12 protein-coding genes and 1 tRNA gene are annotated in these 12,977 nt (G+C 47.0%); 1 reads left to right on the top strand and 12 read right to left on the bottom strand.

The genetic code is table 11. The features are described 5' to 3' along the window. Nucleotides 1–13: 13 nt before the first annotated feature. Nucleotides 14–86, bottom strand: a tRNA-Ala gene (locus MHI48_RS09935). Between the two features lie 185 nt (nucleotides 87–271). Continuing rightward, nucleotides 272–739: a transcriptional regulator NrdR gene (gene nrdR, locus MHI48_RS09930; RefSeq protein WP_036609807.1), complete on the bottom strand. Its 468-nt coding sequence runs from the start codon at nucleotides 737–739 to the stop codon at nucleotides 272–274. A 116-nt stretch (nucleotides 740–855) separates the two neighbouring features. Here nrdR and MHI48_RS09925 point away from each other — a divergent pair, with 116 nt between their 5' ends. Next, nucleotides 856–1,077, top strand: coding sequence for an alpha/beta-type small acid-soluble spore protein (locus tag MHI48_RS09925; protein WP_017689472.1), 222 nt, complete (start codon nucleotides 856–858; stop codon nucleotides 1,075–1,077). Nucleotides 1,078–1,159: 82 nt separating this feature from the next. On the opposite strand, the gene MHI48_RS09920 is transcribed toward MHI48_RS09925, so the two are convergent. The 10 genes from MHI48_RS09920 to pnpS all read right to left on the bottom strand — a co-directional run bounded on the left by MHI48_RS09920 (nucleotide 1,160) and on the right by pnpS (nucleotide 12,947). Continuing rightward, a complete protein-coding gene (locus tag MHI48_RS09920) occupies nucleotides 1,160–1,723 on the bottom strand; it encodes a lytic transglycosylase domain-containing protein (RefSeq protein ID WP_062833563.1) in 564 nt (187 codons plus the stop codon). After that, the gene (gene coaE / locus MHI48_RS09915; protein ID WP_076326993.1) at nucleotides 1,720–2,316 is read right to left on the bottom strand and encodes a dephospho-CoA kinase; all 597 of its coding nucleotides are present in this window, start codon (nucleotides 2,314–2,316) and stop codon (nucleotides 1,720–1,722) included. The genes MHI48_RS09920 and coaE overlap by 4 nt, the downstream gene beginning before the upstream one ends. A gap of 9 nt (nucleotides 2,317–2,325) precedes the next feature. Continuing rightward, complete coding sequence (locus MHI48_RS09910) at nucleotides 2,326–3,099, bottom strand: manganese efflux pump (protein WP_245837950.1); 774 nt, start codon at nucleotides 3,097–3,099, stop codon at nucleotides 2,326–2,328. Between the two features lie 142 nt (nucleotides 3,100–3,241). Continuing rightward, complete coding sequence (gene mutM, locus MHI48_RS09905; protein WP_036669994.1) at nucleotides 3,242–4,069, bottom strand: DNA-formamidopyrimidine glycosylase; 828 nt, start codon at nucleotides 4,067–4,069, stop codon at nucleotides 3,242–3,244. A 118-nt stretch (nucleotides 4,070–4,187) separates the two neighbouring features. After that, the gene (polA, locus tag MHI48_RS09900; RefSeq protein ID WP_076326995.1) at nucleotides 4,188–6,842 is read right to left on the bottom strand and encodes a DNA polymerase I; all 2,655 of its coding nucleotides are present in this window, start codon (nucleotides 6,840–6,842) and stop codon (nucleotides 4,188–4,190) included. 234 nt (nucleotides 6,843–7,076) lie between these two features. Further along, on the bottom strand, nucleotides 7,077–7,736 hold the full coding sequence (gene phoU, locus MHI48_RS09895) for a phosphate signaling complex protein PhoU (protein ID WP_036609819.1): 660 nt from the start codon (nucleotides 7,734–7,736) through the stop codon (nucleotides 7,077–7,079). Nucleotides 7,737–7,799: 63 nt separating this feature from the next. Further along, nucleotides 7,800–8,555, bottom strand: coding sequence for a phosphate ABC transporter ATP-binding protein PstB (gene pstB / locus MHI48_RS09890; protein ID WP_036609821.1), 756 nt, complete (start codon nucleotides 8,553–8,555; stop codon nucleotides 7,800–7,802). A gap of 229 nt (nucleotides 8,556–8,784) precedes the next feature. Then, a complete protein-coding gene (locus MHI48_RS09885) occupies nucleotides 8,785–9,966 on the bottom strand; it encodes a methyl-accepting chemotaxis protein (protein ID WP_076326996.1) in 1,182 nt (393 codons plus the stop codon). 152 nt (nucleotides 9,967–10,118) lie between these two features. Continuing rightward, on the bottom strand, nucleotides 10,119–10,847 hold the full coding sequence (locus MHI48_RS09880) for a response regulator transcription factor (RefSeq protein ID WP_036609823.1): 729 nt from the start codon (nucleotides 10,845–10,847) through the stop codon (nucleotides 10,119–10,121). Between the two features lie 279 nt (nucleotides 10,848–11,126). After that, nucleotides 11,127–12,947: a two-component system histidine kinase PnpS gene (gene pnpS / locus MHI48_RS09875; RefSeq protein WP_076326997.1), complete on the bottom strand. Its 1,821-nt coding sequence runs from the start codon at nucleotides 12,945–12,947 to the stop codon at nucleotides 11,127–11,129. Nucleotides 12,948–12,977 lie beyond the last annotated feature (30 nt).

Below are 12,977 nucleotides of genomic sequence, written 5' to 3'. Positions count from 1 at the left end.
GCGTTCTTGATTATGGAGCCTAGGGGGATCGAACCCCTGACCTCATCGCTGCCAGCGATGCGCTCTCCCAGCTGAGCTAAGGCCCCAAGATATGAAATAGATAACTTGTCCAGCACTGCTACGTTCCACAGGCGACTCCTATATCATATAAAATCCAGCTTTCGCTGTCAATCACTTTCTCAAGATCCAAAGTGATTGGAGAAGAACAACCGATTTCTCTGGTACACACGGACTGGAACTCCAGACTGCTCTTCTCCCTTTACCAACTTCACTAATCCTCCAGATCGTCTTTGGACAACAGGGATTTCAGTTCTTTCATGAACATATTGATATCTTTGAACTGGCGGTATACCGACGCAAAACGGACATACGCCACTTCATCGACTGGAAACAACTGTTCCATCAATAGCTCACCAATCTGGCGACTCTCGACCTCAGCATCGGCTGTATTACGCAGGGATTTCTCTACTTCAGATACCATCATCTCCAGGGTCTCTACGGAGACTGGACGTTTCTCACAGGCACGAATCAGCCCGCGGAGAATTTTATCCCGGCTGAACTCTTCACGACTGCCATCTTTCTTAATGACAATCAGTGGAGTCTCCTCAATCATCTCAAACGTTGTAAATCTTCGGGCACACTGCTCACACTCACGGCGACGACGAATGGATTTTGCTTCGTTGGCCGGACGCGAATCAAGCACTTTGGTACCCATATAACCGCAATAAGGACACTTCAAAACAGATCACTTCCCACGTTTTACTTTTTACCACATATTCCCTGTACTGATTTTGTAATGAAAAACGCATTGCCGACACATAATACTTTTACCAACCCGCGAGGAGGTGAACAGCAATGGCACAAAGCAATGGTAACTCCAACAACTTGGTGGTAACTAAAGCTTCCGCAGCACTCGAGCAAATGAAATATGAAGTTGCTCAAGAACTCGGAATCAGCATCCCACAAGACGGATACCAAGGTAACATGACTTCTTACGAGAACGGTTCGATCGGTGGGTACATCACGAAGCGTCTGGTAACAATTGCAGAACAGCAATTGGCAGGTCAATACCAATAATATCTGCATCGTAATACGCTACACAGAGGAGCATGGAGCGGCCGGTGAATAACCGGCCTGCTCTGTGCTTCTACTTATATACTTAGAACGTATTATAGATCTTTACATACTGATTATAATAGTAAATGACTCTTTGTACATAGTGACGCGTCTCACCAAACGGAATATCTTTCACTGTATCAAACGAGCCATCCCATACACCATCTCTAAGCCAACTGTTTACTTTGCCTGGTCCCGCATTATAGGCAGCGATCATAACTGCTTCATTGCCATCGAATTGATCGGATAGATTCCGCAGATACCATGTGCCTAATTGAATATTTCGTTCAGGCTCGTGCTTCAATTCCTCCAGCGAAGTGTCGGGAATTTTGGCTTGTTCCAGTATCCAATTCGCGGTGTCCGGCATCAGTTGCATGAGCCCAATGGCACCTCGTTTGGATTCCTTGCTTGTCTTAAAATTAGTCTCCACCTTGATAATGGAAGCAATCAGAAACGGATCAACCTCATAACTCTGAGATTGGGCACGGATCTCTTCCTTATAATGTATGGGATAGAACCATGCCATCCAGTTTGTATTCAGAAATAACACCAGTACAAAGGACACAAACATCAACAGCAGTACACGTTTCTTACGCAATATCTTCATAACAAACCCTTACGCTGTAGATATGAGTCAATTTGCTGCTCCGTCTCTGTCCATAAGCGGCTGTTATCGATGACAATGTCTGCCAGCTGCTTTTTGCGCTCAATATCCATCTGTACATCCATTCGAGCCTCGGCCTGTGCTGCAGTCATTCCATCCCGACTCATCAAGCGATCTCGTTGCACCGATCTCGGGACATATACTACCATGACTTCCTCGAAACCATCCTCCAGGCCTGATTCGTAGAGCAAAGGAATATCAGATACCACAAGTTTATCCGGATGTTGCAACGCGTATGCAGCAGCCCGTTCGCGCATCTCTCTTCGGATCGCCGGATGTGTGATAGCCTCCAATGCCTTTCGTTCCTCTGGTTGTTCGAAAACAATACTTCCGAGCTTTTTCCGATCCAGTGTTCCATCTTCGTTCAGTATGGCTTGTCCAAACCGCTTAACAGCGGCGGCCAACACGGGATGCCCGGGCATCATAACTTCCCGGGCAATAACGTCTGCATCGATGAGCAACGCTCCCTTACTGGCGAGATAGGCGGAAACACTGCTTTTGCCTGTCGCGATCCCGCCGGTTAAGCCTATATTCATCGTTTCACCTCATAACAACTTCATTATTCCCATAATCATTAACAATAGCGCTGGCAATACAGACAGTCTTCGCATCCAGCGCAGAGCTGAGAATCGTAGGCCAACCTTCATGCCGAGTGACAGAAACGCCCCACTAAACAGTGCAATAATGAGTGCTGTCCATAGTGTAGGGAATCCCAGAAGTGCCGCTCCCAAACCTGCTCCAAACGCATCCAGAGACAGGGCAATACCAAGCCACATCGCTTCTTGAGCAGATATACTCCCCGAGTTATCCATATCCGCCTTGGAGGGACTGCGAAGGATCTGAATGACAACGCCCAGCTTGCGCAGCTCCAGTGTAAATACCATTCGTTCCAGTGATCCATTTGAAGCCGACTGCTCCAGATCCAGTGCAAGCACCTGATTCCTGCCCTTTGAATCCGACAGTCTCTCTTGTGCTTCTCCCACTCCAGTTACCTTTGCTTCTGTTCCCTCACCCATTCCAGTGTCTGTTTCCAGCTGTTCTTTGCCTTGCTTTCGAATTAGTTGCAACAGTGACCATGCACCAATACCTATCAATATAACAGCTCCCACGATCGAAGCGATATCCGGTGACACCACATGAGACAACAACACACCTACTTGCATCGACAAGGCAATAACCAATCCTGAACAGATCGAAATAACAGCGATAGATAACAGGGGAATCTTAGTCCTCCGTAACCCATATGTAATCCCGACTCCAAAACCATCTAAACTAAGCGCCAAAGCAAGCGCCAGCAATGAAATAAAATGATGCAGCACCCCGGACTCCTCCTCTGTGCGGTACTCGTGCCAACTGAAGATGCCAGTATGGGTATACGCCCGCTTATTTCTGCCATATCAGTATATGGAGGGAGGAATCCAAGGGTGCTATGATTTCATCATTTCGTTCATTCAGTTCATGTTACAGCAGCTGACAGTTCGGACAAAAATGCGTGCCACGGCCACCAACCACCGTTTTTTCAATTAACGTACCACAAGTTGTACAAGGTTCTGATTTGCGTCCATAGATTTTCAGTTGATGCTGGAACATCCCCATCTCACCCTGTCCATTCACATAGGACTTGATGGAAGATCCACCTGCATTCACTGCATCTTGCAACGTAGCCACAATCGCTTCATGAAGCACCGTTAACTGAGCTTCGGTCAGTGTCTTGGCGATGGTCTCGGGATGGATACCTGCGCGAAATAGAGCCTCGTCCACATAAATATTCCCGATACCAACCACATATGCCTGATTTAAAAGTACAGCCTTGATTTTGGTTGTACGCTTGCCAACCGCCTCGCGGAATGCAGTTACCGTAAAGGCTGGATCAAGCGGCTCCAGTCCCAGCTTCAGCAGAGGTTTGGACACCAGTTCCTCACCTGCATTAAACAGATGCATCGTACCAAATTGACGCACATCCTTATAACGCAATTCCGTACCATCATTAAAATGGAAGATCACATGTGTATGTTTCTCCACATCTTCATGCTGCTCGTACACACCGTACCTTCCTTCCATCCGCAGATGGGAGACAAGCACCAGCCCGTCCAGCAAAATACGCAAAAACTTGCCGCGGCGCTCCACCCCAATGACGGTATGTCCCGCGAGTTCCATTGCAAATGCATCTATGTCGTCCGGCCGCTGAATAATCCGCGGCAAGCTAACGGTAACATGATCAATCGTTTTGCCCACAATAAGTTGATTCAATGTTCTTCTGACTGTTTCGACTTCCGGTAATTCCGGCATGATGTTCTCACCTCCCCTATATTATAACGGAAGATGGCGCTCAGCGGGACCCTTTTCTTATATCTCAAACATGGAAGGGCCTATTGTAAAATACCGGAAAAACCGCGCAGCACTTGATTTATTTCGCTTCGTACCAGTTATCACCAAAGCTGACTTCGGCTTTCAGCGGAACCGACAGTTCCAATGCTTTTTCCATAACAGAAGGGACTAACTCTTTCATCAGTTCCAATTCATCCGCAGGCACTTCGAATACAAGTTCATCGTGCACCTGAAGCAACATACGGCTCTTCAACTTGCGTTCCCGCAGCGCTTCATCCATCTGTACCATGGCCAGCTTGATGATATCTGCCGCTGTTCCCTGAATCGGTGTATTCATCGCCGTACGCTCTGCGAAGGAACGCAGATTGAAGTTACTGGCATTAATCTCTGGCAGGTAGCGACGACGTTCCAACAGCGTTTTGACGTAACCATCCTGACGAGCTTCCTTCACAATGTCATCCATATATCGGCGGACACCCTGGAATACTTCAAAATACTGATCTATAAACTGCGCAGCCTCTTTACGTGTAATATGCAGGTTCTGTGATAAGCCATAATCACTTATTCCATACACGATACCAAAGTTAACTGCCTTGGCGGAACGACGCATATCCCCATCCACATCCTCAGGCTTCACACCGAATACATCCGAAGCTGTCTTTGTATGAATATCCATATCGTTGACAAACGCTTCCTTCAAGCGCTCATCGTCCGAAATGTGGGCCAGTACACGCAGTTCAATCTGGGAATAGTCTGCTGCCAAAATGGACCATCCTGGCTCGGAAGGAACAAATACCTTCCGGATTTTGCGACCTTCTTCCATCCGAATCGGAATGTTCTGCAAGTTCGGGAATTGACTGCTAAGTCGTCCAGTAGCGGCGATGGTCTGACGATAATACGTATGCACCTTGCCATCCCGATTGGATATCTCTTTGAGCAATCCTTCCACATAAGTGGATTGCAGCTTGGCAAGCTGACGATATTGTAGAATATGCTTGACCACATCATTATAAGGAGCCAATTTCTCCAACACTTCAGCATCTGTGGAATAACCCGTTTTTGTTTTCTTCACCACTGGCAAGCCCAGTCTATCAAATAAAATCTCACCCAGTTGCTTTGGTGAATTCAGATTAAATTCCGTTCCTGACAGCTTGTAGATCTCAGCCATCAACCTGCTGATCTGTTCTTCAAACTCACTGCCCAAAGCCTGTAGATCGGCTGTATTGGCCTTGATGCCCTGTTTCTCCATGTCCGCCAATATGCGTGACAACGGCATCTCCAGTTCATGGAACAGTGAATTCATCTCATCGGTTTCCAGCACCTGCTCCTGAAGTGGAATAATGGCTGCTACTGCAGCAGCCTTCCGACATAGGAAATCACCCAAGATCTCCACTTCCGGTACCTTGTACTTGGCCCCTTTGCCCATAACCGTGTCATCCTCCACAAGCGACGGCAGACCATACTTGGTCGTGAGTCCACTAATCGTCTGGTTGGATTCCGTTGGATCAAGCAAATAAGCCGCCAGTTGTACATCAAATGACGCACCAGCGAATTCAATGCCATGCGCATGCAGGGCCAGGTCTACACGATGAAGATCATAACCGCGCTTCGGCTGGTCTGAATTACCAAGCCATGCCCGCACTGGAGCCGCAGCCTCGGAATGAAGCAATTCGGGAGATATGAACGTATATGTTCCAGCAGAACCTAGAGCTAGTCCAATCAATTTTGCTTGGTGCGGGTTATCCCCATGTGTCTCCACGTGGAGTACATCAATGGAATCGAGGGAACTGAACAACTCACTGATGTTGTCCTCTGTTGCAATGGAGGATTCAACTTCGGCAGCAGGGACCGCTTCCTGTTCAGAACCGATGCTGCCACTGAACGACAGGCGTTCGAGCAAGGATTTGAATTCCAGCTTGGCCAATGCAGGGCCCGCATTTTCTTCTTTTAATCCAGCGAATTGCATATCCTCCCACGTCTGCTCCAGCGGAACTTCCCGGTGAATCGTCGCGAGTTGTTTGCTCATCCGGGCATCTTCGGCATGGGCCTCGATCTTTTCTTTCATCTTGCCTTTCAGCTCACTAGTGCCGTTCAGCACATCTTCTACCGATCCGAACTGGTGCAGCAGCTTCAACGCTGTTTTCTCTCCAACCCCGGGAATGCCTGGAATGTTATCGGACGCATCGCCCATCAGACCCTTGAGATCAATAATTTGCAGCGGCGTCAGACCATAACGCTCCTTAATCTGAGCAGGATCATACAGCTCAATATCGGTTACCCCTTTACGCGTCAGCCCGATATGTACATGTTCGGAAGCAAGCTGCAGCATATCTTTGTCACCCGATACAACGAGCACCTGTCTACCCGCTTCATCTGCGCGTTTGGTTAACGTTCCGATGATGTCATCCGCTTCAAATCCAGCGAGCTCAAACTGAGCAATGCCAAGTCCTTTCAACAGTTCTTTGAGCAAAGGGAATTGCTCTGACAACTCTGGTGGTGTTTTCTCCCGTCCACCCTTGTATTCCTGATACCCTTCGTGGCGGAACGTGATTTTGCCTGCATCAAATGCAACCATGACATGTGTAGGCTGATGCTCTTCAAGCAATCTCAGCAACATCGTAGTGAAGCCATATACCGCATTGGTATGCAAACCTTTCGAGTTGGTCAGAGGCGGCATTGCAAAAAACGCCCTGTAAATAATGCTATTTCCATCTATGAGAATAAACTTGTCCATTCCAGCACCTCGCGTATTATATGGTCAACCTCTTCAAATTACATCTACTCTCATGATACCATACCCACCTGTCACATCAAAAAGAATAGCCTCTTTCACTTCACATTTAATCGCAAAAAAGAACCTTCTCCACAGACAGCTGTACACAGCCTACCTGAGAGAAAGTCCTTTTCCATTCATATGATTGCATTACTTAATCAGTACTGATTCCCCAATTCCAAAGTAATGCTCTTCCTATTGATTCAGATCCGGACGTTTACCTGTCACCAGGTATACCGTGCTCTCACCAATGTTGGTTGCATGATCGCCAATACGTTCAATGTAACGCCCAACCATCATCAGCAGCATAGCCTGTGAAGCCTGATTAGGATGCTCTGACATTAACGTGTAGAGATCACTGATCATGTGGCTGTACAGTTGATCGACCTGATCGTCTGTCTGAGCCATTTTGTAGGCCAGGTCTGTGTTTTCTTTCAGGAAAGATTCGATGGATTCATCAATCATGGATTTCACGATTTCTGCCATTTGCGGGATATCCACCAAAGGTTTAATTAGCTTCTGTCCATCCATACGGAGTGTCACCTTCGCCACGTCGAGCGCAAGATCTCCCATACGCTCCAGATCACTGGAGATTTTGAATGCCACGATAATACGTCTGAGATCCTTTGCCACCGGCTGTTGTGTGATGATCAGTTTGGAGCCAAGTTCCATAATTTTGTCTTCAAGGGCATTCAGATTCGCATCATTCTTGATGATGACCTGAGCTTTCTCCGCGTTCATCGTTTGTAAACTCTCAATAGCACCATCCAATGCTGCTCCTACATGTTCACCCATTTGTTTGAGCAAGGTACGCAGCTCTTCAAGCTCCTGATCAAATTCTTTTCTGCGAATCATAGATTTCATGTCCTCCTTATCCATCATCTCCGGGTATGCCGGAATCATTCCAATTCAGCTCGCTTAACCGAACCTTCCAGATATATAATCCTCGGTCCGGGAATCTTGCGGTGTGGAGAATAACGTCTCCGTATCAGCTGCCTCCACCACTTCACCATTCAGGAAAAATACCGTGCGTCCAGATACCCGTGCCGCCTGGTGCATATTGTGGGTAACCATAACGATCGTGTACTTGTGATGCAATTCTTTCACTAGCTCCTCAATCTTCAATGTGGAGATCGGGTCGAGTGCAGACGTTGCTTCATCCATCAGCAGAACGTCAGGCTGTACAGCCAGCGCCCGTGCAATACAGAGACGCTGTTGTTGTCCGCCAGACAAACTAAGTGCCGACTTTTTCAATACATCCTTCACTTCATCCCATAGGGCAGCATGGACAAGACTTTGTTCCACCAACTGATCCAGTTCAGCCTTTTGGGTTACCCCGTGCAAGCGAGGTCCATAAGCCACGTTATCGTATATGGATTTTGGAAAAGGGTTCGGTTGTTGGAACACCATGCCAACTCGTTTGCGCAATGTCTCCACTTCAATCTCATTACTGTAAATGTCAGAGCCATTCAGCATAACCTGTCCTTCCACACGAACACCCGGAATCATGTCATTCATCCGGTTTAACGTGCGAAGCAATGTCGATTTACCACAACCTGACGGCCCGATGAACGCAGTAACGGTTTTTTCCGGCAGATCCATCGATATATTTTTAAGCGCGTGATGCGTATCATAATATAAATTAAGATTTTCAATGTGAATGAGGTCCTTCATGGATGTTCACTTCTCCTTCGCTGCAGGGACACGGAAACTCCCTTTACGTTGAGACCGATACTGATAATCTTTCATCGCTGCTCGGCCATCTTTAATATCCTACCCTTTCATTGTAAAAACAGTATCACTTTCATGTTAACGGAATGTAAAAAAGACATCCTTAACCTTCATGATCTGCTTGATGGATCAATCTGATTGCTGATGCCTGCTTTATTGACTACCTTATAGTTTACTCTCCATTCGAAACCATCTCATCCAGCTTCGTACGAATGTGCTCTGCAACTTCTCCAGCTTTCCCGCCTTCCATGGCGATCTCCTCTGCTATACGAGACAAATCTCTCACCGCACTGTTCAGTTGTCGGAACGTTGCTCCCCCTGCGGTGACATGCACCGAACTGTCGTCAATCTCCGCTCCGCTTGCCTTAACCAGTTCAACAGTCTGAAGGGTCAATCCACCAATATTCTCTAGCAATGAAGACATGTTCCCCGCAACTTCACGGGTCTGTTTTGCGAGCGCTCGAATCTCGCCTGCAACAATCTGAAAACCTCGTCCATATTCACCGGCATGAGCTGCTTCAATGGAAGCATTCAGGGCGAGGAGACCACTTTGATCTGCCAGGGAGCGAATGGATTGTGCCATGCCTGAGCCTGTTTTGATCGAATTCAGCATGTGATCCGCATGTTGACCTTGACTTTCCATATGCTGATGTACCCGGTTATAGGAAGCATCAACGTGCTTCAAACTCTCTTCGCCCTGCTTGGACAATGCCATGATCTCACGGGCCTCATGAACGGTCTGATTCGCAGCATTCACCAGCTTGGTGACCGCATCGTTGATTCTGGATATCTCCTGTCTGCTCTCGGTTACTGTACGTATGCGCTCTTCCGTAACAGCCTGTTGCAATCTGCGAGATAGCGACATTACGTCCCGCATCGTCAACACACCAAGCAGTCTGCCTTGGTCCGTAACCAACAGACAATCGTAGAAATGCTGTTCATTCCGTCCAAGTGCGATATCAATAATCGTTGCGGCTTCCATATGAATATCTGCAATAACCGGAGATGTATTCACTACTTGTATGACCGGCTTACGGTAGAATAGATCTGCGGCAAAACGGCCATTTAACATCCGATATAACGTCTCTCTCATTAACAATCCAGTGGGTTTCATCTGCTCATCACACAATACGATACATGGGTGTTCCTGATCCTGATTCATCATCGTGGCTGCTTCTCCACAGGTGGTATGGACTCCGGCGACAGGTACCTGACGATAATAGTCATGCAAATGGATCACAGATTCTTCAGCAACTAGTGCTACTTCAGTTTGCTCCATTATGAGTGTAGTTAATTCTTCATTATGTAAAACAACATGAGGCTGGTCAGGTTTCACTTCGAGCAACATGGGCATAAATGCGCAATCTCCTTTACGTAATACCTCCGTCTTGAGGTGGGTTATGTAGGTACAAAGTATCACTCAGATAAGTCCATGCTACTCCCTCTACGTAAAGAAAAATCTTCCTTTATGTTAAATGAACGTAAAATAAAACTCCCCGATCATTGCTAACTTGAATGATGGGGAGTTTTTCTTTTGACAACCAATTTATAACCTACACCACGAATCGAATCAATGTGAACCGATTCCGGGTCCAGCTCCAGCTTTTTACGTAATGAACTGACGTGAACGTCCACGGTTCGTTGACCTCCGATATAATCGAAGCCCCACACAGCGTTCATCAGATCATCCCTTGTCAGTACCACACCCGGCTTTTTGGCCAAATATAGAAGTACTTCGAACTCTTTTGGACGCAGACTGATGGATTGTCCACCCAGTGTCACTTCATATTTCAGAGGATAAATCTCCAGCTCTCCCAGAATAATTCGTGAGCCATCCTTGTCCTCAAGCTGTGGTAAATCTTCACCATTGGAATAACGTCTTAATACCGCATCCACTCGGGCTAATAACTCAGATACACCAAACGGTTTGGTAATATAATCATCGGCACCTGATTTCAGTCCCTGTACAACCTCGGCTTCACCGTTCTTGGCCGTCAGAATGATAACCGGTGTACTAACACCCTGTATTCTTAACTTGCTCAGAATGTCCAGACCATTCATGCCCGGAAGCATCAAATCCAGCAAAATGAGATCAAATTCCTGGGACAAGGCCCGATCATATCCTGCAGATCCGTGATCCTCTGCCGTAACGTCGTAACCTTCCTGTGTCAGGTTATACGTGAGTAATCTTGATAATGTAGGTTCATCTTCAATAACTAATAAACGCTGTGCCATGATACCCCTTCTCTCTTCATAGGTTGTCTGTTGCCACAACACTTTTTCTATCATAGCACTAATTTGTTAACGCGGTGTAAAACAATACACACTTTTTACATTTTGATAGGGCGTGTCTGAAAATTCTGAAGGAAGCAGATTTTTCCGAATTTTCGTTCCAAGCCAGGAAGTTTTCCGCAGGCGTGCCGGGGCACGTCAAGGGAAAGTGACGCAGCAGGGGGCGAAAAGGCGGTAAAAGATGCACTTCAGCGAATTTTGAGACACGCCCTAACCAGACGCCTACATCTCTTCTTCCTGAATGAATGGAAGGATCACACCGAACGTTGTCCCCATGCCCAGTTCACTCTCTACAGACAATTTGCCATGATGCAATTCCACCAGATGTTTAACGATGGAAAGTCCAAGGCCTGTGCCCCCTGAATTACGAGATCTGCCTTTATCAACACGATAGAACCGCTCGAAGATTCGCGGCAAATCTTTTTTCGGTATACCAATTCCTGTATCTGACACCGCAAAGACAACTTCATCATCGTTATCCATCGTCACCTGTAACTTCACTCGTCCACCATCGGGGGTATAGTTGATGCCATTGGATAACAGATTGATGAATATCTGCTTCATCTTGTCCTCATCCGCTTCAATGTACAGTTCCTCCGGAACATGCATTTCCAGACGAATTTGCTTTTTCTCCGCCACCTTGGACAAGGTGCCCAGCACCATTTCGAAGAAAGAGTGTACATGCACAGGTGAGCATTGCAGCGGTGCGCGTTTCGATTCAATTTTGGATAACTCCAGAATATCCCCGATTAATCGGTTAAGTCGATCTCCTTCATCATAGATGATTTTCAGGAATGATCGCTCTGTCTCCTTATCCTGTACCCCGCCACTGAGCAACGTTTCGGCAAACCCTTTGACCGCAGCAACTGGTGTCTTGAGCTCATGAGAGACATTTGCAACAAACTCACTGCGCATGGACTCCAATCGGCGAATCGCCGTCACGTCCTGCAACAGGAACAACATGCCTCGATACCCACCATCATCTTCGGACATCGGTACTCCATCAATACGGATCAGTTTTTCCTCCGGGTTGAACACACTCACTTCTTCATGCATCCGTTCTTTCAGTGCAACACTCTCTTCAATGGTGCGAGTTAATTCGTAGTGTCTTTTCAATTCAGTATAAGGTTTACCCGTAACCTTTCCTGCCTGAATACCAAGCATACGCTCCGCTTCCCGATTGACCAGTGCAATGGATTGCCCTGCGTCGATCATGACAATACCTCCGGTCATGTTCGCGAGGACACTCTGTAACAACGCTTCATTGTCACGGATCGTCTTCAGCTGGGACTGCAAGCTGTCTGCCATTCCGTTTATGGCAAGCCCCAGCTGTCCGATCTCATCTCTACGTGTTACATCAACTCTGGCATCGTATTCCAGCTTGGTGATCCGATGGGCCACTTTTGTAATATGCTCAATCGGGGAGGTTAATCCACGTGCAACCCGATAACTGACAAACGCGACAATTAAGAACAATAGCCCAAGTGCAGCAAACATTATCATCCAACCACGCTGAAGCCCTTGATCCACAGCCTGTAGACTCATGGATAGACGAATGTAACCATCAAATTTGCCACTAGGTATTTCAATCATGTCACTTTGATCCGAATTCACAGGTAGTGCTACATACAGCATGTCTTGTCCCAATGTCTCACTGTAACGTATGGATTGCCCGTATCCATCTCCGACGGCACCCTTAATCTCCTCACGGTTCAAGTGATTATCCATGGAGGCCGGATCACTCTCGGAATCCCCAATGACCATGCCGTCTTTATTGATGAAGGTTACCCGGGAATCCGTCAGACGATCCAGTTCCAGCGCCCGATCTGAATAATACTTTCGTGTGGCTTCCGAGGTTGGATCACTTGCATCATGGAATGGAAAAGTTGCTTTGAGCAAATTAATCTCGCGCACCATGGTTTGCTCCAATGCGGCTATATGCGTAGTCTTAAACACTCTGCCCATCGTATATCCAGCCACAATGACGGATACGCTGATCAGCACCATCATAATGATGGCAAGGCGAATTCGGAACGGTCTCATCTATCTCTTCCTTTATGATCAGATTAATAT

Origin of the sequence: Paenibacillus sp. FSL H7-0942 (genome assembly GCF_045040715.1) — a bacterium.
In the GTDB taxonomy this organism is placed as follows: domain Bacteria; phylum Bacillota; class Bacilli; order Paenibacillales; family Paenibacillaceae; genus Paenibacillus; species Paenibacillus amylolyticus.
This window is presented reverse-complemented; position numbering and strand designations above follow the sequence as displayed.

Bases quoted from the DNA above. Each gene is read 5' to 3' on its own strand.
- MHI48_RS09920 (WP_062833563.1), bottom strand. From the start codon at position 1,723: ATGAAGATATTGCGTAAGAAACGTGTACTGCTGTTGATGTTTGTGTCC.
- MHI48_RS09880 (WP_036609823.1), bottom strand. From the start codon at position 10,847: ATGGCACAGCGTTTATTAGTTATTGAAGATGAACCTACATTATCAAGA.
- MHI48_RS09885 (WP_076326996.1), bottom strand. From the start codon at position 9,966: ATGCCCATGTTGCTCGAAGTGAAACCTGACCAGCCTCATGTTGTTTTA.
- coaE (WP_076326993.1), bottom strand. From the start codon at position 2,316: ATGAATATAGGCTTAACCGGCGGGATCGCGACAGGCAAAAGCAGTGTT.
- polA (WP_076326995.1), bottom strand. From the start codon at position 6,842: ATGGACAAGTTTATTCTCATAGATGGAAATAGCATTATTTACAGGGCG.
- MHI48_RS09925 (WP_017689472.1), top strand. From the start codon at position 856: ATGGCACAAAGCAATGGTAACTCCAACAACTTGGTGGTAACTAAAGCT.
- phoU (WP_036609819.1), bottom strand. From the start codon at position 7,736: ATGATTCGCAGAAAAGAATTTGATCAGGAGCTTGAAGAGCTGCGTACC.
- pstB (WP_036609821.1), bottom strand. From the start codon at position 8,555: ATGAAGGACCTCATTCACATTGAAAATCTTAATTTATATTATGATACG.
- mutM (WP_036669994.1), bottom strand. From the start codon at position 4,069: ATGCCGGAATTACCGGAAGTCGAAACAGTCAGAAGAACATTGAATCAA.
- pnpS (WP_076326997.1), bottom strand. From the start codon at position 12,947: ATGAGACCGTTCCGAATTCGCCTTGCCATCATTATGATGGTGCTGATC.